Origin of the sequence: Pseudomonas lactis, assembly GCF_001439845.1 — a bacterium.
In the GTDB taxonomy this organism is placed as follows: domain Bacteria; phylum Pseudomonadota; class Gammaproteobacteria; order Pseudomonadales; family Pseudomonadaceae; genus Aquipseudomonas; species Aquipseudomonas lactis.
On the sequence record NZ_JYLO01000012.1, the window covers coordinates 240,743 to 265,258 of the forward strand.

19 protein-coding genes and 1 other RNA gene are annotated in these 24,516 nt (G+C 58.6%); 12 read left to right on the plus strand and 8 right to left on the minus strand.

Annotation, left to right across the window (positions count from 1 at the left end; translation table 11 throughout):
- Window positions 1–15 precede the first annotated feature (15 nt).
- Entirely contained in the window at window positions 16–483 is a 468-nt protein-coding gene (locus tag TX24_RS22010; RefSeq protein ID WP_057711111.1) for an SRPBCC family protein, read from the plus strand.
- A 522-nt stretch (window positions 484–1,005) separates the two neighbouring features.
- Here TX24_RS22010 and TX24_RS22015 read toward each other — a convergent pair.
- The 5 genes from TX24_RS22015 to TX24_RS22030 form a co-directional block, all read right to left on the minus strand.
- A complete protein-coding gene (locus tag TX24_RS22015; protein WP_057711112.1) occupies window positions 1,006–2,262 on the minus strand; it encodes an integrase domain-containing protein in 1,257 nt (418 codons plus the stop codon).
- 186 nt (window positions 2,263–2,448) lie between these two features.
- Window positions 2,449–2,845, minus strand: a transfer-messenger RNA (tmRNA) gene (ssrA, locus tag TX24_RS31190).
- A gap of 94 nt (window positions 2,846–2,939) precedes the next feature.
- Window positions 2,940–3,218: a hypothetical protein gene (locus TX24_RS22020; RefSeq protein WP_057711113.1), complete on the minus strand. Its 279-nt coding sequence runs from the start codon at window positions 3,216–3,218 to the stop codon at window positions 2,940–2,942.
- A 136-nt stretch (window positions 3,219–3,354) separates the two neighbouring features.
- Entirely contained in the window at window positions 3,355–6,165 is a 2,811-nt protein-coding gene (locus tag TX24_RS22025) for an FAD-binding and (Fe-S)-binding domain-containing protein (RefSeq protein ID WP_057711114.1), read from the minus strand.
- A gap of 70 nt (window positions 6,166–6,235) precedes the next feature.
- Entirely contained in the window at window positions 6,236–7,930 is a 1,695-nt protein-coding gene (locus tag TX24_RS22030) for a lactate permease LctP family transporter (protein WP_057711115.1), read from the minus strand.
- 251 nt (window positions 7,931–8,181) lie between these two features.
- On the opposite strand from TX24_RS22030, the gene TX24_RS22035 reads away from it, so the two are divergent.
- Window positions 8,182–8,949 (plus strand): FCD domain-containing protein, encoded by a 768-nt coding sequence (locus tag TX24_RS22035; protein ID WP_034133694.1) that lies wholly within the window; start codon window positions 8,182–8,184, stop codon window positions 8,947–8,949.
- Between the two features lie 27 nt (window positions 8,950–8,976).
- Here the strand turns inward: TX24_RS22035 and smpB are convergent, their stop codons facing one another.
- Window positions 8,977–9,459 carry an SsrA-binding protein SmpB gene (gene smpB, locus TX24_RS22040; protein ID WP_003176160.1) on the minus strand — a complete coding sequence of 161 codons (483 nt, stop codon included), beginning with the start codon at window positions 9,457–9,459 and terminating at the stop codon, window positions 8,977–8,979.
- A gap of 167 nt (window positions 9,460–9,626) precedes the next feature.
- On the opposite strand from smpB, the gene TX24_RS22045 reads away from it, so the two are divergent.
- Window positions 9,627–10,061, plus strand: a complete 435-nt coding sequence (locus TX24_RS22045; protein ID WP_057711116.1) for a type II toxin-antitoxin system RatA family toxin — start codon at window positions 9,627–9,629, stop codon at window positions 10,059–10,061.
- On the plus strand, window positions 10,054–10,356 hold the full coding sequence (locus tag TX24_RS22050) for an RnfH family protein (protein WP_034133693.1): 303 nt from the start codon (window positions 10,054–10,056) through the stop codon (window positions 10,354–10,356). The genes TX24_RS22045 and TX24_RS22050 overlap by 8 nt, the downstream gene beginning before the upstream one ends.
- 1,057 nt (window positions 10,357–11,413) lie before the next feature.
- Here the strand turns inward: TX24_RS22050 and TX24_RS22055 are convergent.
- On the minus strand, window positions 11,414–11,941 hold the full coding sequence (locus tag TX24_RS22055; protein WP_032895265.1) for an outer membrane protein assembly factor BamE: 528 nt from the start codon (window positions 11,939–11,941) through the stop codon (window positions 11,414–11,416).
- Window positions 11,942–12,039: 98 nt separating this feature from the next.
- Between TX24_RS22055 and fur the strand changes: the two genes are divergently transcribed.
- Window positions 12,040–12,444, plus strand: coding sequence for a ferric iron uptake transcriptional regulator (fur, locus tag TX24_RS22060; protein WP_003194220.1), 405 nt, complete (start codon window positions 12,040–12,042; stop codon window positions 12,442–12,444).
- A gap of 85 nt (window positions 12,445–12,529) precedes the next feature.
- On the opposite strand, the gene recN is transcribed toward fur, so the two are convergent.
- On the minus strand, window positions 12,530–14,203 hold the full coding sequence (gene recN, locus TX24_RS22065; protein ID WP_003194217.1) for a DNA repair protein RecN: 1,674 nt from the start codon (window positions 14,201–14,203) through the stop codon (window positions 12,530–12,532).
- A gap of 254 nt (window positions 14,204–14,457) precedes the next feature.
- Here recN and grpE point away from each other — a divergent pair, with 254 nt between their 5' ends.
- From grpE to greA, 7 genes are all read left to right on the plus strand, one after another.
- Window positions 14,458–15,018 carry a nucleotide exchange factor GrpE gene (gene grpE, locus TX24_RS22070; protein WP_003194215.1) on the plus strand — a complete coding sequence of 187 codons (561 nt, stop codon included), beginning with the start codon at window positions 14,458–14,460 and terminating at the stop codon, window positions 15,016–15,018.
- 102 nt (window positions 15,019–15,120) lie between these two features.
- Window positions 15,121–17,043 carry a molecular chaperone DnaK gene (dnaK, locus tag TX24_RS22075; RefSeq protein ID WP_003194213.1) on the plus strand — a complete coding sequence of 641 codons (1,923 nt, stop codon included), beginning with the start codon at window positions 15,121–15,123 and terminating at the stop codon, window positions 17,041–17,043.
- Between the two features lie 317 nt (window positions 17,044–17,360).
- Window positions 17,361–18,485 (plus strand): molecular chaperone DnaJ, encoded by a 1,125-nt coding sequence (gene dnaJ / locus TX24_RS22080; RefSeq protein WP_014719958.1) that lies wholly within the window; start codon window positions 17,361–17,363, stop codon window positions 18,483–18,485.
- 10 nt (window positions 18,486–18,495) lie between these two features.
- Window positions 18,496–19,302, plus strand: a complete 807-nt coding sequence (gene dapB / locus TX24_RS22085) for a 4-hydroxy-tetrahydrodipicolinate reductase (RefSeq protein WP_057711117.1) — start codon at window positions 18,496–18,498, stop codon at window positions 19,300–19,302.
- 259 nt (window positions 19,303–19,561) lie between these two features.
- Complete coding sequence (carA, locus tag TX24_RS22090; protein ID WP_003194208.1) at window positions 19,562–20,698, plus strand: glutamine-hydrolyzing carbamoyl-phosphate synthase small subunit; 1,137 nt, start codon at window positions 19,562–19,564, stop codon at window positions 20,696–20,698.
- 105 nt (window positions 20,699–20,803) lie between these two features.
- Window positions 20,804–24,025, plus strand: coding sequence for a carbamoyl-phosphate synthase large subunit (carB, locus tag TX24_RS22095; RefSeq protein ID WP_003194205.1), 3,222 nt, complete (start codon window positions 20,804–20,806; stop codon window positions 24,023–24,025).
- Window positions 24,022–24,498 (plus strand): transcription elongation factor GreA, encoded by a 477-nt coding sequence (gene greA / locus TX24_RS22100; protein ID WP_003194203.1) that lies wholly within the window; start codon window positions 24,022–24,024, stop codon window positions 24,496–24,498. The genes carB and greA overlap by 4 nt, the downstream gene beginning before the upstream one ends.
- Window positions 24,499–24,516 lie beyond the last annotated feature (18 nt).

Sequence of the window (24,516 nt, forward strand, 5' to 3'; positions counted from 1 at the left end):
AAAAGGAGCTTTCTCATGCAACATTTTGAACCCGATACCCTGGTCTGCAACCCAGTGGGCAACCCTGTCGTCGCCAGCGTGATCGTGAACGGCGATGCTCGCAGCGTGTGGAAAGTCGTCGGAGATTTCTCCGGTTTCGCCAAGTTTATCCCTGCGCTTTCCCACATTGAAATGACCGGCGAGGGCGTACGTTCGGTACGCAAGAAGCTGTTCAAGGACGGTAATGTGGTGATTGAGCAACTCAATACGCATGACGACCAAGCGATGGCCATGACCTGGTCACTGATCTACACGTCGTTGAATATCGGCAACCTATGGGCAGTAATGCAGGTTGCTCCTCAAGGCGAGCGCCAGAGCCTGGCGACCTGGACTATCATTGGCCAGCCCTACACTGGCGGCAAGGAAGACGTGCCAGCGTTCGAGGCTTTCCTGCAAAGCTTTGCCGATAGTGCGATGAAAAATGTACAGGAACTATTTATCTGACTCTAGAAGGCCAGGGCTGAAGTAACCCAAAGTCCATGTACGAGTCGGACTGCAGTAGCGGCAGCCGGCCCTCCCGTCTCTTTCCAGGAAAAAGAGACGGGAGGGCCGGCTGCCGCTACTGCACTGTGGGTAAGTGGGCTTCGCTACGTTGAGCGTGCCTGTGCCTTATCGGAAGCGAGCGCGCATGGGCTGGGCTTAAAGACCCCTTGCTACTTTGGCAATGCTGTCGATGACAGCGCTTTTCGGCTCAGGTGTAGCGCGTGCTCGGCGGGTGGGATGGCGTTTATAGGCAGTGGACGTGTATGGAAGAAGGTGGCCATCAGATGGATGATAGGTCGTTCGTCGGTTTTTAAAGTGAGCCCCTGAGGGCAGGACGGCAAGCCTTCCCGCCCTCAGGGGCTGGGCCTGAAAAGGTTATGGGCGATGCGGCTGGTGGCGACTGTCGCCACGTTGTCGCCATACGAAGGATCGCTAAATACGTGGGATGTCGCCATTGTCGCCGCTGTCGCCAGCAGGAACTGATTAACGAAACGGGATGACGTTCCCGTTTCTGTTTTCATGAATGGCCGTCACCGACAAATTGCCGGTGGCAGCTTTTTGAATGTAGTCGCTCCACCAAGTCATCATCGGGCGTCTTCGCTCAATGTAGTCAGCTCGGTTGTACGCGCTTCGGACTTCGTCTTTGTCGACATGGGCGAGTGCGACTTCAATCAACTCCGGGTCCCATCCATGTTCGTTGAGGATGGTGCTGGCCATTGATCGCAGGCCGTGGCTGACCAACCGATCCTGGAAGCCCATACGCTTTAATGCCATGTTCGCGGTCTGGCTGTTTGCGTGGGTACGCGGATTTCGGTCGGCCGGAAATACGTGTTCCCGGTGGCCGCTGTAGGGCTTGAGTGTCTCTAGCAGCGCGAGCGCCTGATCGCTTAGGGGGATGGGGTGCGCACGGCGTTTTTTCATGCGCTCCTTTGGGATGGTCCAGATGCGTTTCTCGAAATCTATTTCTGCCCAGGTCGTCCCGGCAGCCTCGGCAGGGCGGGTCATAGTGTGCAGTTGCCATTCGATCAGGCAGCGGGTGATGCGTTTGATACTGGCGTTGGCAATCGCCAGCATAAGGTCGGGTAGTTCTTCGGGAGGAAGTGCCGCCATGTTTTGTTTTTGCGGTTTCTTGAAGGCTGCCCGAATTCCACTGAGCGGGTTCGCAAATATCAGCCCGCAGTTGACGCCGTAGGCCATGATTTCGTTGAGGCGTTGGGAAAGTCGCTTGACCGTCTCCAGGCTGCCTTTGGCCTCGATCGGCCGTAGGAGCTTGATGATCATGGGGGCGGTGATGTCTGCGAGGGGTGTGGCTTTGAGGCTGGGGAAAACATGCAGCGTGAGTGAGCGCCAGATGTCTTCGGCGTATGCCGTTGTGACGGAGTGCTTTTTCAGTTCGAACCAGGCGGTTGCCACCTTCTCGAGTGTGTGTTCGGTCTTCGCCAACTTGGCTTGCCTGAGCTCATCGCGGTGAGCCTTGGGGTCAATGCCTAGCGCCAGTAGTTCACGTGCTTCTTGAGCTTTCTTTCTGGCGTTCGCCAACGAGAGAGCCGGGTAAGGGCCCAGCGCCATATTGAGGCGGTTTTTGGTTACCGGCTCGCGGTAGTTGAAATTCCATATCATCGAGCCACTGGCTCTGACTCTGAGTTGAAGGCCGTCGCCGTCAGTGAGAACGAAGTCTTTTCCTGTTGCCTTGACTGCCTTGAGTTGGCGGTCTGAGAGGCGGGTTGCATTAGTAGGCATGAGAGCTACCTCCGACACCGTTTTGGTATCCCAAAAATAACACCGGTGGGTCCGGGATACCAAATGGGATACCAAAACGCCTGGAACTCTAAATTCTTCTACGGAAGCCAATGGCCCTGAAGTCCTTGATTTAACTGGATTTCAGGCACAAAAAAAGACGTCCGTGGACGTCTTTAGATGATGAAGTGGTGGAGCCGGGGGGATTTGAACCCCCGTCCGCCAGTACTCCGCTGTCGGTACTACATGCTTAGCCGTTTCTATTAAGTTAACCCTCAGCGACCCGAAGGGCAGGGTGCTTTGGGCGAGTTGTGTAAGTTTTAGCCGCTTCGTCCACAACGTACTGCACGGCGATTCTGTTCTATATGACAATCACTTTGGGTTTACAGACATCCCCTGGTGATTGCTGGACCCGAAGGTACCAGAAGCTCAGGGCTAAGGCTGCTTACGCAGCGAGAGCGAATTCCTGGCCGTAGTTTTCGTCATTGGCAACTATAAGAAGTTGCAACAGTGGATTTACGAGTTCTGTTACCAACTCGGCATGCACCTAAAGTTTCGCGACCGGCGTCGAATCCTAAACGGCCCCGTGCTTGTAACTCGTTGTTTCTTAGTGAGTGACAAGCCTGTGCAGTGTACGCCAAAACGTCAGCGAAGGCCAACCCGAAGGTTGGCCCTATCGCTTACTGACCGCCTTTGTCGCTGTTCTGCAGGTCTTGCAGGGCCTTGGAGGTGATTTCGATGCACTTCTTCTCATCACCGGCGGCGTGGGCGGCCTTGGCCTGGGAGACGGCGGTGTCTATTTCGCCACTTTTACCGCTGGTGTCGGTGGCGAGCAGGGCTTTGCCGTTGTTGATTTTGTCCAGGTTGATCTGGCACAGGTCTTTGTCACTGGCTGCGAAAGCGGGGGAGGCGAGCATCGCAGCGGTCATGAACAAGCCAGCAAGAGCGGAACGCTTCATAGGGTGTCTCCTTGCGCAAAAGGGCTCGACGCTGCTGGCGTGCAACCGCTGCCAGCGACATCACGGATGGGCCTCGTTTGTCGAGGCCTATGCAGATGACTGCGTCGGTGCGCCAGGGTTCGGTTTTTTTGCCGGGTCAGTGGGCGCGGGCGCGGGTGACGCGGTCTACCAGGTAGACCAGGTTGTGGTAGTCGATGCCGCCATGCTGGCTCAGGCCGATCTCGCAGGTGCGGCTGGTGGAGATGCCTTCGCTGCAATATTGCACGGCGTCCTTGAGTGAGCGCAGGGAGTGGGCGTTGAGCTCCGGGGTGGTGAAGCCTTTGTCGCCGGCAAAGCCGCAGCAATGAATGCCTTCGGGGATCACCACGGTTTTTGCGCAGCGTCGCGCCAGTTCGATCAGTGCCTGGCTCTCGCCCAGGTGTTGGGTGCTGCAGGTGACGTGTACGGCGATGGGCGCTTCTTGGGCCGTGAAGTCGAGGCGGTCCATCAGGTGGGTGCGGATAAAGCGCACCGGGTCGTAGAGGTCCAGGCGCGTTTCTTCCAGCTCTTGCACCAGGCGCAGGGTGCAGGGGCTGGTGTCGCAGTAGATGGGGTCGAGGCCGCCGCGGCTGGCGTGGAGCAGGGCGCCGATCAGTTCCTGGCGCTTGTGTTCGGCCTGCTCGGCGTAGCCTTTGGAGGCGAAGGGTTGGCCGCAGCAGAGGCTGTCCTGGTTGTCGGGGAAGACTACCTGGTAGCCGGCCTTTTCCAGCAGCTGGCGGGTTTTGTCGTACAGCGACATTTGCTCTTTATCGCCGGCTGCCGGGCCCATGGCGCGGGAGACGCAGGCGGCCAGGTACACCACGCGCGGGCGGGCGTCTGTCACCGCGGGGCTGAAGCGGATGGCTTTTTCGGGCTGTGGCATGGCGTTGGTCCACTGCGGAATTTGCCCTTTGGACAGCTTGGTCAGCGTGCTCGAGAGCCTGGCCAGCCGTGGGGCGCCCAGCAGCATGCGTGCGCCATTGGCGACGTGCAGGGTAAAGCGCGCACCTTGCAGCGCGGTTGCGAAATGGCTGGCGAGCCAGTCGGCGGTTTTCGTACGGTCGGCCTCGCGGCTGCGCAGTTTTTTTACCAGGTCGCCGGTATTGATGCCTACAGGGCAGCGTTGCGCGCATAAGCCGGTGGCGGCGCAGGTGTCGATGCCCTGGTAGTGGTAGGCCGCTTCCAGTTCGGTGGTGTCCACGCCTGCGCGTTTTTTGGCCTGGATGTCGCGCCAGATCACGATGCGCTGGCGCGGGCTCAGGGTCAGGCCCTTTGACGGGCACACCGGTTCGCAGAACCCGCACTCGATGCACTTATCCACAAGCTCATCGGCGGCGGGCAGGGGCTTGAGGTGTTTGAGGTGAATCTGCGGGTCTTCGCTGAGCACCACATCCGGGTTGAGGATGCCGTTGGGGTCGAGCAGGCGCTTGAGCTGCCACATCAGTTGATAAGCGTCGCTGCCCCATTCCAGTTCAACGAACGGCGCCATATTGCGTCCGGTGCCGTGTTCGGCCTTCAGCGAGCCACCGAACTCCACGGCCACCAGTTGCGCGACGTCATCCATGAACGCTTGATAGCGTGCGACTTCTTCGCTGCTGTTGAAGCCTTGGGTGAACACAAAGTGCAGATTGCCTTCCAGGGCATGTCCGAAAAGGATGGCTTCGTCGTAGTGATGTTTGTCGAACAGTGAGATCAGGCGGTTCACGCCGATCGCCAGTTGTTCGACCGGGAAGGTCACGTCTTCGATGATCACGGTGGTGCCGGTTTTGCGCACCGCGCCTACGGCCGGAAAGGTGTCTTTGCGGATGGCCCACAGGCGGGCGTTTTCCCGTGGGTCTTCGGTGAAGTCGACTTGTTGCTCCACGGGAAACGCCGCCAGGGACGCCATGATGCGCGTCAGTTGTTCGTGCAGCAGCGATGGCGAAGCGGCGCGGGATTCGATCAATAGTGCGCAGGCGTTTTCCGATAGGTGCTGTACGAAAGCAGGCATGCCCGGTTTGTCCTGGACCGAGCGCATGCTGCGTCGGTCCAGCAGTTCAACGGCGGAGACGGGTTGGGTTTTCAGCACGGTGACGGCGTTGCAGCAAGTTTCGACATCCGGGAAGACGATCAGCGCCGAGGCTTTGTTTGGGTGATCGATCACGGTGTCGTAGGTGACCGCACTGATAAACCCCAGGGTGCCCTCGGAGCCGACCAGCAGGTGGCTGAGGATATCCAGCGGGTCATCGAAATCCACCAAGGCATTGAGTGAGAGGCCGGTGGTGTTTTTCAGTCGGTATTTATGGCGGATCTTTGCCGCCAGCTCAGTATTTGCCCGTGTCTCGCGGCCCAGCAGGGCGAGGCGTTCAAGCAGTGCGCTATGTAACTGGCGGAAGGCTTGCACGCTGGCGGCATCTTCGGTGTCCAGGCGGCTGCCATCGGCCAGTACCAGGCGGATGCCCGCCAGGGTGTGGTAGGTGTTTTGCGCGGTGCCGCAGCACATGCCACTGGCATTATTGGCGACGATACCGCCGATCTTACAGGCGTTAATTGACGCTGGGTCTGGGCCGATCTTGCGCCCGAATGGCGCGAGCCAGGCGTTGGCCTGGGCCCCTATGACGCCGGGTTGCAGGCGTATCTGTGTGCCTTGCCCGCGAATTTCGCGGTGGTTCCAGTTATCACCCAGCACGATCAGCACCGAGTCGCTGATGGCCTGGCCCGAGAGGCTGGTGCCTGCGGCACGGAAGGACACCGGCACGCGGTCGCGCTGGGCCAGTTGCAGCAGTGTTACCACTTCGTCTTCTGACTCCACGCGGATCACCAGTTGTGGGATCAGTCTGTAGAAGCTGGCGTCGGTGCCGAAGGCGAGGGTGGAAAGTGGATCGTCGAAGCGGCGATCTTGCGGGATCAGTTGTGCGACGTCGCTCAGGAAAGCAGCAGGCAGGCTCATCGGTCCTCCAGAAATAGCAGACGCCGGCATCGTTGTCCGGCGTCGATTCTTACCCTATTACGTGCAGGTCTCAGTGCACCAGCATACCGGTGAACCAGTACGCCTGCGCCAGGGTGATCAGCCCGACGATGGTGGCGAAGAACAGGCTGTGCTTGAGGGTAAAGCGGAACAGATCGGACTCTTTGCCCACCAGGCCAGTGGCTGCGCAAGCCACGGCGATCGATTGCGGCGAGATCATTTTGCCGGTCACGCCGCCGCTGGTATTGGCGGCTACCAGCAAGGTGTCGTTGACGCCAATCTGGTGGGCGGTGGTGGCTTGCAGCGAGCTGAATAGGGCGTTGGATGAAGTATCCGAGCCGGTCAGGAATACCCCCAGCCAGCCGAGGAAGGGCGAGAAGAACGGGAACGCGGCGCCGGTGCCAGCCAGTACCAGGGCCATGGTTGAGGACATGCCGGAGTAGTTGGTGACGAAGGCGAACGCCAGCACCATGCCGATGGAAAGAATCGGCCAGCGCAGCTCAAAGAACGTCTCTTTTAAAGTGGTAAGACCAGTTTTGACGTCAATTTTCAGTACCAGCATCGAGACCAGCGCGGAGAAGAAAATCGCAGTGCCGGTGGCCGAAATCGGGTCCAGCTTGAAGACGGCGGGGATGGCGGTGGGGTTAGTCACGATTGGAGCGACTTTGATTACCATTTGGTCCAGATGAGGGATCGCAAAGTTGAATACCCAGCTGTACATCGAACCGCCCGCGGCGAACATGGCCTTGAAAGGTTTGAGGGTCCAGATGGTGACCAGCACGGTCAGGATCAGGAACGGCGACCAGGCCTTGAAAATCTGCCCCAGGCTGTAGGGTGAAACCACTGTGCTGCGCGGCAAGCCAAAGCCGCCGGCGCTGGAGGTGACCGCTACGCTGGAGGTAGCACCGGCAATCTGTGCGCCTGCGGTGCGCTTGGGTTGCCAGATTTTCAGAAACAATGTCAGGGCGATCAGGCTGGCGAGTGCCGAGGTGATGTCCGGCAGCTCTGGGCCAATGAAGTTGGAGGTGAAATATTGGGTGACGGCAAAGCTCAAGCCGGCCACCAAGGCTGCCGGCCAGGTTTCGCGAACGCCGCGCAGGCCGTCCATCATGAACACCAGCCAGAACGGTACAAACAGCGACAGCAGCGGCAGTTGGCGGCCGGTCATGGCGCCAATCTTGAACGCATCAATGCCGGTGACCTGGCCGGCGACGATGATCGGAATGCCCAATGCACCGAAGGCCACAGGCGCGGTATTGGCAATCAGGCACAGGCCGGCGGCGTACAGAGGGTTGAAGCCCAGGCCTACCAGCAGCGCGGCGGTGATCGCCACGGGCGCGCCGAAACCGGCGGCACCTTCCAGGAAGGCACCAAAGCAAAAACCGATCAACAACACCTGCAAGCGCTGGTCGTCGGTGATCGACAGCACGGAGCTGCGGATGATTTCGAACTGGCCGCTCTTGACCGTCAATTTGTACAGGAATACCGCCGCGACGATGATCCAGGCGATGGGCCACAGGCCGTAGGCAAAACCATAACCGGCCGCAGCCAGCGCCATGTCTACCGGCATCTGGAAGGCGAAAATGGCGACCAGGATCGACAGGGCCAGGGTGATGCTGCCGGCCACATGGCCTTTGAGGCGGAACACGGCCAGCGCCAGGAAGAAAAATACGATGGGAATGACGGCCGCCAGTGCGGACAGGCCGAGGCTGCCGAGTGGGCTGTAAAGCTGTTGCCAGGTTTGCATATGGGGTGGCCCCTGATTGTTGTTGTTTGGTGAGCTTGGGTAATTGGTAATACCAATTTACAATCGCTGTGGGCTAGATTAAGAGGCTGGGTAGGGGTGTGTCAATTTGCCGCCTGCGAAACTTTGGTCGTAGGTCGGAAGGCTGGGTGTTCTGATCGGCGAAATTGAAGGCGTTCTGATAGGTGCTGCCGGCACGTCGATAGGCCAGAATAGGGGGCCCGGCGAGTGGTCGGGATGGTGGAGAGTGAGTTATGGGGTTTGATCAGGTGCGTCAGCGCCGTTTGTCTGACGATATTGTCGAGCAGCTTGAGGGCATGATTCTCGAGGGCACGCTGAAGTCGGGCGAGCGCTTGCCGGCCGAGCGCGCGTTGGCTGAACGCTTTGGTGTGTCGCGCCCGTCGTTGCGTGAGGCGATTCAGAAACTGGCGGCCAAGGGGTTGCTGGTCAGTCGCCAGGGCGGTGGCAACTATGTGGTGGACTCCCTGGGTTCGACCTTCAGCGATCCGCTGCTGCACTTGTTGGAAAGCAATCCCGAAGCGCAGCGCGATCTGCTGGAGTTTCGCCAGACCCTTGAGGCTTCGTGTGCTTATTACGCGGCGTTACGCGCCACGGAGGTTGACCGTGAAAGGCTGACCGCAGCGTTCGAGGCGTTGCAGGATTGCTATGCGCGCGCCGACGAGGTGAGCCGAGTGGAGGAGGGCGCTGCGGATGCAAGGTTTCACTTGGCGATTGCCGAAGCCAGTCATAACGCCGTGTTGCTGCACACCATTCGTGGGCTGTTCGACCTGCTCAAGCGTAACGTGGTGACGAATATTGGTGGCATGTACCAGCAGCGTACCGAGACCCGCGACATGTTGATCAATCAGCACCGGGACTTGTACCTGGCCATCATCGAGGGGCGGGCCGAGCAGGCGCGCGACGTCTCGACACGGCATCTGCTGTATGTGCAGGAGGTGTTGGAGGAGGTGCGTCAGGAGGTTCAGCGCGTGGCTCGGGCGGAGCGGCGCAAAGGGATGTAGCCCGCGTGGGCTACACCGTCACAAGGATTACTCTTCCTTGCCTTTGTTGCGCACGGCGCGATGCAGCTCGCGATTGGAATCGCGCTCGCGTTCGGTGTCGCGCTTGTCGTATTCCTTCTTGCCCTTGCCCAATGCGATCTCGCATTTGACCAGGTGCTTGCTCCAGTACCAGGACAAGCAGATGCACGCGTAGCCTTTTTGCTGCACGGCTGCGGCGAGCTTTTCGAGTTCGCGGGCATTGAGCAACAACTTGCGCGTACGCACCGGGTCGGCAATCACGTGGGTGCTCGCGGTGGTCAGCGGGGTGATATGACTGCCAAGCAGCCACGCCTCGCCATCCTTGAGCAGCACATAACTGTCGACCAGCTGCAGTTTGCTGGCACGCAGACTTTTTACTTCCCAGCCGGCCAGGACCAGACCAGCCTCGAACCGATGTTCGATGAAGTAATCGTGTCGCGCTTTTTTATTTTGCGCGATGGTCCCTGTGGGGTGTTTCTTTTGTTTAGCCATAGGGGCGGCATTATAGGGAGTTGCGAGCGTGTCGGCTACGGTCAACCTGTGTGCTTGAGCGAGTTGGACGAATCCCGGACAATGCGGGCAGTTCTTTGGTTTTTTTCTCTCGCGGATTGGGCTGTTCTTTCGCGATGTTTGCCTTAAGCAGTGGAAGTAACGCTCACATGACGACGCATATTCAACGTTCGGCCCTGTTGCCCTACCCGGCGCAGGCGCTCTATGACCTGGTCAACGACGTGGCGCGTTACCCGGAGTTTCTGCCTTGGTGCTCGACGGCCGAGGTTCTGGAGAGCAGTGACGAGCACATGGTTGCCAGTGTGGGGGTGGCCAAGGGCGGCCTCAGCCAGCACTTTGTGACGCGCAATGTGCTGGTGCTGGGTCAATCCATTGAAATGAACCTGCAGGAAGGGCCGTTCACCCAACTGCACGGTGTGTGGGTGTTCAAGGCGCTGACGGACAAGGCCTGCAAGATCAGCCTGGATCTTTCGTTTGATTATGCCGGGCCGATTGTTCGTGCGACCTTGGGGCCTTTGTTCAATCAGGCAGCCAATACCCTGGTGGATGCGTTCTGTCAGCGCGCCAAGCAACTGCATGGTTGAGATTGAGGTGGTGTTTGCCGCTGAGGACCGCCAGGTGTTGCTGGCGGTAAAGGTGGCTGAAGGCACTAGTTTGCGCGAGGCGGTGCAGGCGTCGGGAATGGCAGCGCATTTTCCTGATGTTGATCTGGCTGATTGCCCGGTGGGTATATTTGGCAAGGTCGTCGTGGATGCACAGGTGCGCTGCGTACAAGCCGGTGACCGTATTGAGATCTATCGGCCTTTGCTGGCTGACCCTAAAGAGGTGCGCAGGCTGCGCGCGGCCAAGGCGGCATTGGCCAGGCAAGCGAATTCTTGAGCTTGCCAAATGGCAGCGTAGCTATCTGCAGACCTGCGATACGAAGCTGAACCCTTGACGGCCTGTCAACCGACACATATCTCCTTGGAACCCGGCGATAGCGGTGGTTCAGCTGAAGAATTATTGACTGACACAGCGCTTTCGCGAGCAAGCCCGCTCCCACAGGGGATCTGAGGCAGGCGCTGATTTTGTGGGCAATAAATGGCTAATGTGTGTGGCTTGCCTGCGAAAGCGGTGGTTCAGTTGAAGAGTTATTGACTGACACAGCGCTTTCGCGAGCAAGCCCGCTCCCACAGGGGCTGAGCCAGGCGCTGATTTTGTGGGCAATACATGGCCAATGTGGGAGCTGGCTTGCCTGCGAAAGCGGTGGTTCAGTTGAAGAGTCATTGACTGACACAGCGCTTTCGCGAGCAAGCCCGCTCCCACAGGGGCTGAGCCAGGCGCTGATTTTGTGGGCAATACATGGCTAATGTGGGAGCTGGCTTGTCTGCGATAGCGGTGGTTCAGTTGAAGAATTATTGACTGACACACCGCCTTCGCGGGCAAGCCCGCTCCCACAGGGATCTGAGCCAGGCGCTGATTTTGTGGGCAATACATGGCTAATGTGGGAGCTGGCTTGCCTGCGAAAGCGGTGGTTCAGTTGAAGAATTATTAACTGATGCACCGCCTTCGCGAGCAAGCCCGCTCCCACAGGGGATCTGTGCCAGGCGCTGATTCTGTGGGCAATACAAAACCAGTGTGGGAGCTGGCTTGCCTGCGAAAGCGGTGGTTCAGTTGAAGAATTATTGACTGACACACCGTCTTCGCGAGCAAGCCCGCTCCCACAGGGGATTTGAGCCAGGCGCTGATTTTGTGGGCAATACATGGCTAATGTGGGAGCTGGCTTGCCTGCGAAAGCGGTGGTTCAGTTGAAGAATTATTGACTGACACACCGCCTTCGCGAGCAAGCCCGCTCCCACGGGGATTTGAGCCAGGCGCTGATGCTGTGGGCAATATCGCTATGCAAATGGCAGGCAACAAAAAGCCCGGCATGCCGGGCTTTTTATCGAGCGCAAAGTTATTGCGGGCTGGTGTCCAGAGGCTCAGGCGTCGGCACGGGCACGGTTTCCACGTTGTCGATGTCTTTCTGGATGCTGTCCAGCAGGGAACCTGGCTTGGCCGGTACCTCGGATTTTGGTTTTTCAGCTTGCTGCGCAGGGGCGGTCACGTTGGTGCCGCTGTCCTTGCCCAGCAAGGCTTCATCGCGGCTTACGCCGGGCATGAAGTCACCTGACAGGCTCACGAGCTGGTCATTGCCATTGAAGATGACACTGACGCGCTCCTGCTGGCGTTCACCGCCACCCGGCTGCAGGCTGTAGAGATAATCCCAGCGATCGGCATGGAAAGTGTCGGTCAGCAGGGGATTACCCATGATAAACCGTACTTGCCGTCGGGTCATTCCCGGGCGTAACTGGTCTATCATGTCCTGCGTGACGACATTGCCCTGCTGGATGTCGATTTTGTAAACCCCGGGGAATGAACAACCGGCGAGTGCGAGCAGTCCCACAAAGGTGAAACTGGTTAGCAAGAGCTTGGTGTTTTGCATCGGTGGGCGACTTCCACTATCTTGGCTGGGACAACGTAAACGCCGATCATACCCGTATTAAGAGAAGCTGCGAAGCAGCATCCGCGAGAAAGCTAACCATGGTTGAAAATAGCGAACTACGCAAAGCCGGTCTCAAAGTGACTCTGCCACGAGTCAAGATTCTACAAATGCTCGATTCTGCTGAGCAGCGCCACATGAGTGCCGAAGACGTTTACAAGGCGCTGATGGAGTCTAACGAGGACGTCGGCCTGGCCACGGTCTACCGTGTACTGACCCAGTTTGAAGCCGCAGGGCTGGTGGTTCGTCATAATTTCGACGGCGGTCATGCGGTGTTTGAATTGGCTGACGGTGGTCACCATGACCACATGGTTGACCTGGATACCAATGAGGTTATCGAGTTCACCAGCCCTGAAATCGAAGCGCTGCAGCACAAGATTGCTGAGGAGCATGGGTTCGATTTGGTCGACCACAATCTCGTGTTGTACATCCGTAAGAAAAAGTAAAAATCGACGCAGTTTTGCTTTGCGAAACGATTGAAGGCGACCCTCGGGTCGCCTTCGTGCTTTCTATCGAGGGGAAAATGTCGCTTCAAGCCTTCGCGGCCACCACCATTTTTTTCGCGTGAGCCAAGGACTCTTTAGTCAAGTCGATACCACCAAGCATCCGCGCCACTTCTTCCACCCGTTCCGATTTGTTCAGCTTGGAGACGGCTGTGTGTGTCGCGTCGCTACCGCGCACCTTATGCACAAACAGGTGCTGATGCCCTTGAGCTGCCACTTGCGGCAAGTGGGTCACCGTAAGCACCTGGCCGCGATCCCCCAGGCGGCGCAGCAATTGGCCAACAATTTCTGCGGTCGGCCCGCCAATGCCCACATCCACTTCATCGAATACCAGGGTGGGTACCCGTGAGGTCTGTGCGGTAATCACCTGGATCGCTAGGCTGATCCGCGAGAGTTCGCCGCCGGAGGCCACTTTGGCCAGGGCCTTGAGCGGTTGGCCGGGGTTGGCACTCACCAGCAGTTCGACGTGCTCCAGCCCATGGGGCTGCAATTCTTGACTGGCGTTGGGATGCAACTCGATGGTGAAGCGCCCGCCTGGCATACCCAGGCGTTGGATTTCCAGCTCAACGGCGCTTGCCAGGCTAGTAGCTGCCTGCTGGCGCAGAGCGCTCAGTTCCCGGGCTTTTTCCTGATAATGACGGGCAAACGAAGCGAGCTCCTCGCCCAATCGCTCAATGGATTCGTCGTTCGCGTTGAGTGTTTCGATTTCATCCAGCAGTTTCTGCTGCATGGTTGCGACTTCCGTCGGCTGGATTCGATGCTTGCGAGCCAGGGTATAAATAGTGTCCAGGCGTTCTTCTATTTCCTGCAGGCGTGCTGGGTCGGCGTCGAAGTGGTCCAGGAAACGATTGAGTTCGCCCACGGCCTCTTCAACCTGGATTTGCGCGCTGGTCAGCAGGGTGGTCGCTTCGCTCAGTGAGCCAGAAGCATTGTTCACGCTGGACAGGCGATTGAGGCTGGCGGTCAGTGCGTTGAGCACATTGCCGGAGTCGCTCTCGCTACATTGTTCGACCACCTGGCGGCAGATGCCCAGCAGGGTTTCGGCGTTGGTCAGGTTCTTGTGTTCCTGCTCAAGCTGTTCCAGCTCGGTTTCACCCAGGCCCAGGCTTTCGAGCTCTTCCAATTGATAGCTGAGCAACTGGTGGCGGGCGCGTTGTTCGTCGCCGGAGTTGGAGAGGCGTTCCAGCTCCTGGCGTGTCTGGCGCCAGCGTTGGGCGGCCAGTTGAACTTGCCGGGAAAGATCGGTGGCGCCGGCGTACTCATCGAGCAGGCGGCGGTGGGTATCGGTTTTCAACAGGGATTGATGTTCGTGCTGACTGTGGATATCGATCAGCAATTCGCCCAAGGCTTTCAAGTCGCCCAGTGGGCAAGGTGTGCCGTTGATATAACCGCGGGAGCGCCCCTCGGCGGTGATCACCCGGCGCAGAATGCAGGGGCCTTCATTATTAAGGTCGCGCTCGGCCAACCATGCTTCGGCTTCGGGGATGTCCGCCAGGTCGAAGGTGGCCAGGATATCGGCCTTGTCGGAGCCAGGGCGTACCACGCCACTGTCGGCGCGATCGCCAAGCGTCAGGCCGAGGGCGTCGAGCATGATCGACTTGCCGGCGCCGGTTTCGCCTGTGATTACGCTCATCCCGCGATCCAGTTCAAGATCCAGGTGTTCAACGATGGCGTAGTTATGTACAGACAGGTGCACGAGCATGACGGCCGCTCCCAGGCTTTAGGTCTGGTTATTTATACAGTGTTTTGTTCGGGGCTGACAATCCTGGCGCTTAGCTCGATTTGCTTGAATCGCGATTTTTTTTAGCGCGATGTGGAATGAGCGTGAAGGAAATGATCCAGGTCAATCGAAAGACTTTTGGTAACGCCTGCGCCCTTGAACCTGAAAATTGTGGCCCCATATACCGGAGCAGAAGCGCGAGTTGAGTTCGCGCATGATTTTGAAAGGAGAAATCTATGGCTGACGAACAGACGCAGGATACGCAAACTCCAGACGCCAATTCGGCTGCCGGTGATGAACTGGCGACTCGTGTGCAAGTGCTCGAAGAGCAATTGGCCGCTGCGCAGGATCAATCGTTGCGTGTTGCCGCCGATCTGCAGAACGTCCGCCGCCGTGCCGAGCAGGATGTAGAGAAGGCTCACAAGTTCGCGCTGGAAAAATTCGCCGGTGACCTGCTGCCGATCATCGACAGCCTGGAGCGTGGTCTTGAGTTGTCCAACCCGGACGACGAAAACATCCGCCCAATGCGCGAAGGCATCGAGCTGACCCTGAAAATGTTCCAGGACACCCTGAAGCGCTATCAGTTGGAAGCGATCGATCCGCAGGCCGGCGAGCCGTTCAATGCTGAGCATCACCAAGCCATGGCCATGCAGGAAAGCCATGACCTGGAACCTAATAGCGTGATCAAGGTGTTCCAGAAGGGTTACCAGCTCAACGGTCGCCTGATGCGCCCGGCAATGGTGGTGGTGAGCAAGGCTCCTGCACCCGTTGCACCTTCTATTGATGAGCAGGCTTGAAATCCGCCGCAAGGCCCCCATTTATAAGTCAAGCGTTTAAGTGCTACCGCAGTTAGCCACAACTGCTGCGGCAACCAAATTCAAGTTTCGGGAGAGTAAATCATGGGCAAAATTATCGGTATCGACCTGGGGACCACCAACTCCTGCGTCTCCGTGCTGGAAAACGGCGTTGCAAAAGTTATTGAAAACGCCGAAGGCGCACGTACCACTCCGTCGATCATCGCTTACGCCAACGACGGTGAAATCCTCGTCGGCCAATCGGCCAAGCGTCAGGCAGTGACCAACCCGCACAACACCCTGTACGCGGTAAAGCGTCTGATTGGTCGTAAGTTCGACGAAGAAGTCGTACAGAAAGACATCAAGATGGTGCCTTACAAAATCGCCAAGGCCGACAACGGTGACGCCTGGGTTGAAGTGAACGGCCAGAAAATGTCGCCGCCACAAATCTCGGCTGAAATCTTGAAAAAGATGAAGAAGACCGCCGAAGACTACCTCGGTGAAGCAGTGACTGAAGCGGTGATCACCGTTCCGGCCTACTTCAACGACAGCCAGCGTCAGGCCACCAAAGACGCCGGCCGCATCGCGGGCCTGGATGTAAAACGTATCATCAACGAACCCACCGCAGCTGCTCTGGCTTACGGTATGGACAAGGCCAAGGGCGATCACACCGTGATCGTTTACGACCTGGGTGGCGGTACGTTCGACGTTTCCGTGATCGAGATCGCAGAAGTTGACGGCGAGCACCAGTTTGAAGTGTTGGCCACCAACGGTGACACCTTCCTGGGTGGTGAAGACTTTGACATTCGTCTGATCGACTACCTCGTTGACGAATTCAAGAAAGAAAGCGGCATGAACCTCAAAGGTGACCCGCTGGCCATGCAGCGCCTGAAAGAAGCCGCTGAAAAAGCCAAGATCGAGCTGTCTTCCGCTCAGTCGACCGACGTGAACCTGCCGTACATCACTGCAGACGCTACCGGTCCTAAGCACTTGAACGTGAAAATCTCGCGTTCCAAGCTCGAAGCGCTGGTTGAAGACCTGGTTCAGCGCACCATCGAACCTTGCCGCATCGCGCTGAAAGACTCCGGTATCGACGTTGGCTCTATCAACGACGTGATCCTGGTAGGCGGTCAGACCCGTATGCCACTGGTTCAGAAGCTGGTCACCGAGTTCTTCGGCAAAGAAGCTCGTAAAGACGTGAACCCGGACGAAGCCGTTGCCATGGGTGCTGCCATCCAGGGTGCCGTACTGGCCGGTGACGTGAAAGACGTGTTGCTGCTGGACGTAAGCCCGCTGACCCTGGGTATCGAAACCATGGGTGGCGTGATGACTGCGCTGATCGAGAAAAACACCACGATTCCTACCAAGAAATCCCAGGTGTTCTCGACTGCCGATGACAACCAGGGCGCCGTGACTATCCACGTGCTGCAGGGCGAGCGTAAGCAAGCTGCGCAGAACAAGTCCCTGGGCAAGTTCGACCTGGCTGAGATTCCACCAGCACCACGTGGCGTGCCACAAATCGAAGTGACCTTCGACATCGACGCCAACGGCATCCTGCACGTCGGCGCGAAAGACAAGGCCACCGGCAAAGAGCAGAAGATCACCATCAAGGCCAACTCCGGCCTGTCTGATGAAGAAATTCAACAGATGATCCGTGATGCTGAAACCAATGCTGAAGCGGACAAGAAGTTCGAAGAGTTGGCAGGCGCCCGTAACCAGGGTGACGCGCTGGTTCACTCGACGCGCAAAATGATCGCTGATGCTGGCGACAAAGTGACCGACGAAGAGAAAACCGCAATCGAAGCGGCAGTGGTTGCCCTGGAAGCCGCCATCAAAGGCGACGACAAGGCTGCCATCGAAGCCAAGGTTGAGGAGCTGTCGAAAGTCTCCGCGCCAGTTGCTCAGAAAATGTACGCCGAACAAGGCCAGCCGGCTGACGGCGCTGCGCAACAAGCAGAGCCTGAAGCCAAGCACGACGATGTTGTCGATGCCGAGTTCGAAGAAGTTAAAGACGACCAGAAGAAGTAACTTGGTCGCCCGGTTGACCGCTCACAAGCGGTGACTGGTAGGATGTCGCCGCGCGGGAGCTTGCTCCCGCGTTGGCGTGTCTGGGGTATGCGAATTTTTACAGCATGCGACAACGCTCGGATGCTGGCGGTGTGAACGGGAATGCTCCTGCTTTCCGAATGACAGTCACCGCGTTTTTGGCCGGGTCCCTGGCTGAAAGCAGTAATGACCAGGATCGTTGAATTGACGTGAGTTGGGTCCGGGCCTGTATTGGGGCTCAACGAGTTTGGCAGGGTTCAGGAGGGCCAGGTCGAACGTCCTTAAGAGTGCAAAGACTTATGGCAAAGCGTGACTATTACGAAGTGTTGGGTGTGGAGCGTGGCGCCAGCGAGGCGGAGCTGAAAAAGGCCTACCGTCGCCTGGCGATGAAGCACCACCCGGACCGTAATCCGGATAACAAAGAATCCGAAGAGATGTTCAAAGAGGCCAACGAGGCCTACGAATGCCTGTGTGATCCCAATAAGCGTGCAGCCTACGACCAGTATGGCCATGCCGGTGTCGACCCGAGCATGGGCGGCGGCGGTGCCGGTTTTGGTGGCCAGAACTTCTCCGATATTTTCGGCGACGTATTCAGCGACTTCTTCGGCGGTGGCCGTGGTGGTCAGCGTGGCGGCCCTCAGCGCGGTAGCGACCTGCGTTACACCCTGGAGCTGAACCTGGAAGAGGCCGTGCGCGGCACCAGTGTCAATATCCGTGTGCCGACGCTGGTTAACTGCAAGCCGTGCGATGGCTCCGGTGCGAAGAAAGGCTCCTCGCCGATCACGTGCCCGACCTGTGGCGGTATCGGGCAGGTGCGCATGCAGCAGGGCTTTTTCTCGGTGCAGCAAACCTGCCCGCGTTGCCATGGCCAGGGCAAGATCATTTCTGATCCGTGCGACTCCTGCCACGGCGAAGGCCGCGTCGAAGAGTACAAGACGCTGTCGGTGAAAGTGCCGGCGGGTGTGGATACCGGTGATCGTATTCGCCTGTCGGGCGAAGGCGAGGCGGGTGCCCAGGGCGGCCCTACGGGCGACCTGTACGTGGTGATCAATGTGCGTGAGCACTCGATCTTCCAGCGTGACGGCAAGCATTTGTTCTGCGAAGTGCCGATCAGTTTTGTTGATGCAGCACTGGGTGGCGAGCTGGAGATTCCGACGCTGGATGGTAGGGTTAAGCTCAAGATTCCCGAGGGGACTCAAACCGGCAAGCAGTTCCGCATTCGTGGCAAAGGCGTTGCGCCTGTGCGCGGTGGCGGTGCTGGCGACCTGATGTGCCGTGTGGCGGTTGAAACCCCCGTGAACCTGAATCGTCGTCAGCGTGAACTGCTGGAAGAGTTCCGCAGCTCGCTGGAAGGCGATGACTCGCACTCACCGAAGACCACAGGCTTCTTCGACGGTGTAAAACGCTTCTTCGGCGACCTGTAAGGATCTGAATATGCGACGTATAGCCGTAATGGGCGCTGCCGGGCGCATGGGCAAGACGCTGGTCGAGGCGGTGCAGCAACGCTCGCCGGCCTCCGGGCTGACGGCGGCGATTGTTCGCCCAGGCAGTACGTTGATCGGCGCGGACGCAGGTGAGTTGGCCTCATTGGGTCGCATCGGTGTTTCGCTGTCTGGCAACCTTGAGCAGGTGGCTGACGAATTCGACGTGCTGATCGACTTCACCCTGCCGGAAGTGATGCTGAAAAATCTGGCCTTCTGCCGCAAGGCAAGCAAGGCCATGGTGATCGGCACGACCGGTTTGAGTGCCGAGCAGAAGCAGTTGCTGGTGGAGGCGGGCAAGGATATTCCGATCGTCTTCGCGGCCAACTTCAGCGTGGGCGTAAACCTGTCGCTGAAATTGCTGGACCTGGCGGCGCGCGTGCTGGGTGATGAAGCAGATATCGAGATCATCGAGACCCACCATCGCCACAAGATCGACGCGCCTTCGGGCACGGCATTGCGCATGGGTGAAGCCATTGCGGATGCGCTGGGTCGCGATCTGTCGAAAGTGGCTGTGTACGGGCGTGAGGGCCATACCGGTGCTCGTGCGCGTGACACCATTGGTTTTGCCACTGTGCGCGGTGGTGATGTGGTCGGTGATCACACGGTGCTGTTTGCCACCGAAGGTGAGCGTCTGGAAATCACCCACAAGGCCTCCAGTCGCATGACCTTCGCCAAGGGCGCGGTGCGTGCTGCGCTCTGGTTGGAAGGGCGTGAGCCAGGCCTGTACGACATGCGTGACGTGCTGGATCTGCACTAAGCAGTAGCTAAAACGGGGGCTCAGGATTATCCTGTGGCCCCGTTTTTACCCGCTAAGCGACGTCCTGTCGCATTCCCCTGCCTTTAAGGCTCATTAGCGGTGGACCAAAAAAGCCTTTTTCTGTAAGCTACAGCTTTAGTGTGTCCACTAAAAGCGCGCAGAATAATTCAGTGAAGAAGCGGGGTGACGTGTCCATACGTCACTCCGCTTTTTTACAACCTGCGATCGCCCTTTCAGGCTTTATTTACGGGAGGTCTTCTTGACTAAGCCAGCCATACTCGCCCTTGCTGATGGCAGCATTTTTCGCGGCGAAGCCATTGGAGCCGACGGTCAAACCGTTGGAGAGGTGGTGTTCAACACCGCCATGACCGGCTATCAGGAAATCCTTACCGATCCTTCCTACGCCCAACAGATCGTTACCCTGACCTATCCGCACATCGGCAACACCGGCACCACGCCGGAAGATGTCGAGTCTGATCGTGTTTGGTCGGCGGGCCTGGTGATTCGTGACCTGCCACTGGTTGCGAGCAACTGGCGTAACACGATGTCGCTGTCCGATTACCTGAAAGCCAACAACGTTGTGGCGATCGCCGGTATCGATACGCGCCGCCTCACGCGCATCCTGCGTGAAAAAGGCTCGCAGAACGGCTGCATCATGGTCGGTGACAATATTTCCGAAGAGGCGGCGATTGCCGCAGCGCAAGGCTTCCCTGGCCTGAAGGGCATGGACCTGGCGAAAGTCGTCAGCGTCAAAGAGAAGTACGAGTGGCGTTCCACTGTGTGGGATCTGAAGACCGACAGCCACGCGACTATCGAGGCTGCCGATCTGCCTTACCACGTGGTCGCCTATGACTACGGCGTCAAGTACAACATCCTGCGCATGCTCGTCGAGCGCGGTTGCCGCGTGACCGTGGTGCCTGCGCAAACCCCTGCCAGCGATGTGCTCGCGATGCAGCCGGACGGTGTATTCCTGTCCAACGGCCCGGGTGACCCTGAGCCATGCGACTACGCTATCCAGGCCATCAAGGACGTGCTGGAGACCGAGATTCCGGTGTTCGGTATCTGCCTTGGCCACCAACTGCTGGCTTTGGCCTCCGGCGCCAAGACCCTGAAAATGGGCCACGGCCACCACGGTGCCAACCACCCGGTACAAGATCTGGACACCGGTGTTGTGATGATCACCAGCCAGAACCACGGTTTTGCGGTGGATGAAGCCTCCCTGCCGAGCAACGTGCGCGCCATTCACAAGTCGCTGTTCGACGGTTCCCTGCAAGGCATTGAGCGCACCGACAAGAGCGCGTTCAGCTTCCAGGGCCACCCTGAAGCCAGCCCGGGCCCGAACGACGTAGCGCCGCTGTTCGACCGTTTCATCAATGAGATGGCCAAGCGACGCTGACTGAGTGGCCTGCGGGCGGCCCCGTATCGCGGTGGCCCCCGCAGGCTCTTCAAAGATTGTTCAAGACGGCTTGCCGACTGACCTGCGGATTTGAGTGACAAACCCATGCCAAAACGTACAGACATAAAAAGCATCCTGATTCTCGGCGCTGGCCCGATCGTGATCGGCCAGGCCTGCGAATTCGACTACTCCGGCGCCCAGGCCTGTAAAGCCCTGCGCGAGGAGGGCTACCGCGTCATCCTGGTGAACTCCAACCCGGCCACCATCATGACCGACCCGGCCATGGCCGACGCCACCTACATCGAGCCGATCAAGTGGCAGACCGTTGCCAAGATCATCGAGAAAGAGCGCCCGGACGCGCTGCTGCCAACCATGGGCGGCCAGACCGCTCTGAACTGCGCCCTGGACCTGGAGCGCGAAGGCGTCCTGGAAAAGTTCGGCGTAGAGATGATCGGTGCCAATGCCGACACCATCGACAAGGCTGAAGACCGTTCGCGTTTCGACAAGGCCATGAAGTCGATCGGCCTGGCTTGCCCGCGTTCCGGTATCGCCCACAGCATGGAAGAGGCCAACGCGGTCCTCGAGACCCTGGGCTTCCCGTGCATTATCCGTCCGTCCTTCACCATGGGCGGCACCGGCGGCGGTATCGCTTACAACCGTGAAGAGTTTGAAGAAATCTGCGCTCGCGGCCTGGACCTGTCGCCGACCAAAGAGCTGCTGATCGACGAATCCCTGATCGGCTGGAAAGAATATGAGATGGAGGTTGTCCGCGATAAGAAGGACAACTGCATCATCGTCTGCTCCATCGAAAACTTCGACCCGATGGGCGTGCACACCGGTGACTCGATCACCGTGGCGCCAGCACAGACCCTGACCGACAAGGAATACCAGATTCTGCGTAACGCCTCCCTGGCGGTATTGCGCGAGATCGGCGTTGAAACCGGCGGTTCCAACGTTCAGTTCGGCATCTGCCCGGACACCGGCCGCATGGTCGTGATCGAGATGAACCCACGTGTATCGCGTTCTTCGGCACTGGCCTCGAAAGCGACTGGCTTCCCGATTGCGCGTATCGCTGCCAAGCTGGCTATCGGCTACACCCTGGACGAACTGCAAAACGAAATCACCGGCGGCGCGATGCCGGCGTCTTTCGAGCCGTCTATCGACTACGTTGTGACCAAGCTGCCGCGCTTTGCCTTCGAGAAATTCGCCAAGGCGGATGCACGCCTGACCACCCAGATGAAGTCTGTTGGTGAGGTCATGGCGATCGGCCGCACCTTCCAGGAGTCCTTGCAGAAAGCCCTGCGCGGCCTGGAAGTCGGCGTTTGCGGCCTGGACGAGAAGCTCGACCTGAGCAACCCGGAAAGCATGAGCATCCTCAAGCGCGAGCTGACCGTGCCGGGCGCCGAGCGTATCTGGTACGTGGCGGACGCCTTCCGTGCCGGCCTGAGCGTCGAAGATATCTTCGGCATGAACATGATCGACCCGTGGTTCCTGGTGCAGATCGAAGATCTGATCAAGGAAGAAGAGAAGGTCAAGACCCTCGGCCTGTCGTCTATCGACCGCGACCTGATGTTCCGCCTCAAGCGCAAAGGCTTCTCCGATCAGCGTCTGGCCAAGCTGCTGGGTGTGACCGAGAAGAACCTGCGCACTCATCGCCACAAGCTGGATATCTTCCCGGTCTACAAGCGCGTTGACACCTGCGCCGCGGAATTCGCCACCGACACGGCCTACATGTACTCCACCTATGAGGAAGAGTGCGAAGCCGCGCCGACGGGCCGCGACAAGATCATCATCCTGGGTGGCGGTCCGAACCGTATCGGCCAGGGCATCGAGTTCGACTACTGCTGCGTACACGCCGCCCTCGCCCTGCGCGAAGACGGGTACGAGACCATCATGGTCAACTGCAACCCGGAAACGGTTTCCACTGACTACGACACTTCCGACCGCCTGTACTTCGAGCCGGTAACGCTGGAAGACGTCTTGGAAATCTGCCGCGTCGAGAAGCCTAAAGGCGTGATCGTCCAGTACGGCGGCCAGACCCCGCTGAAACTGGCGCGCGCCCTCGAAGCCGCCGGCGTGCCGATCATCGGTACCAGCCCGGATGCGATTGACCGTGCCGAAGACCGTGAGCGTTTCCAGCAAATGGTTGAGCGCCTGAACCTGCGTCAGCCGCCGAACGCCACCGTGCGCAGCGAAGACGAAGCCATCCGCGCGGCCAGCAAGATCGGCTACCCGTTGGTGGTGCGTCCGTCCTACGTACTGGGCGGCCGGGCGATGGAAATCGTCTACGAAGAAGAAGAACTCAAGCGCTACCTGCGTGATGCGGTGAAAGTCTCCAACGACAGCCCGGTGCTGCTGGACCACTTCCTCAACTGCGCCATCGAAATGGACGTGGATGCGGTCTGCGACGGCACGGATGTAGTCATCGGCGCCATCATGCAGCACATCGAACAAGCCGGCGTTCACTCCGGTGACTCGGCCTGCTCGCTGCCGCCGTACTCGCTGCCGGCGCACATTCAGGATGAGATGCGCGAACAGGTCAAGAAGATGGCCCTGGAGCTGGGCGTTGTCGGCCTGATGAACGTACAGTTGGCGCTGCAAGGCGAAGACATCTACGTCATTGAAGTCAACCCGCGTGCTTCGCGTACCGTGCCGTTTGTTTCCAAGTGCATCGGTGTGTCCCTGGCCATGATCGCTGCGCGTGTGATGGCCGGTAAGACCCTGAAGGAAATCGGCTTTACCAAGGAAATCATTCCGAACTTCTACAGTGTGAAAGAGGCGGTGTTCCCATTCGCCAAGTTCCCTGGCGTGGACCCGATCCTGGGCCCAGAGATGAAGTCCACCGGTGAAGTGATGGGCGTGGGCGATACCTTCGGTGAAGCATTCGCCAAGGCCCAGATGGGCGCCAGCGAAGTGCTGCCAACCGGTGGTACCGCGTTTATCAGCGTGCGTGATGACGACAAGCCACTGGTTGCAGGGGTCGCCCGCGATCTGATCAACTTGGGCTTTGAAGTCGTGGCTACCGCCGGGACCGCCAAGCTGATCGAAGCTGCCGGCCTGAAAGTACGCCGCGTGAACAAGGTGACGGAAGGCCGTCCGCACGTGGTCGACATGATCAAGAATGACGAAGTCACCCTGATCATCAACACCACCGAAGGTCGTCAGTCGATCGCGGACTCCTATTCCATTCGTCGTAATGCCTTGCAGCACAAGATTTACTGCACCACTACCATTGCTGCTGGCGAAGCTATCTGTGAGGCGCTCAAGTTCGGTCCGGAAAAGACCGTGCGTCGCTTGCAGGATCTACACGCAGGATTGAAGGCATGATCAAATACCCAATGACCGTCCAGGGCGCCAAGGCCCTGGAAGAGGAACACGCCCATCTGACCAAGGTCGTACGTCCAAAGCTGAGCCAGGACATCGGTACGGCCCGCGAGCTGGGTGACTTGAAGGAAAACGCTGAATACCATGCTGCTCGTGAGCAGCAGGGTATGGTCGAGGCGCGGATTCGTGACATCGAGGGCCGGATTCAGAATCAGGTCATCATTGATGTCACCTCCATCCCTCATACCGGTAAAGTGATTTTCGGCACCACTGTTGAGATCGCCAACGTCGAGACTGATGAGCGCGTTGTCTATCACATCGTGGGTGAAGATGAAGCTGACTTCAAACTCGGCAAGATCTCTGTTGGTTCGCCGCTGGCCCGCGCCTTGATTGCCAAGGAAGAGGGTGATGTGGTGGCCGTCAAGACGCCGGGTGGCGTGATCGAGTACGAGATTGTCGAAGTTCGTCACATCTGAAAGACGGCGCCCGCTGCG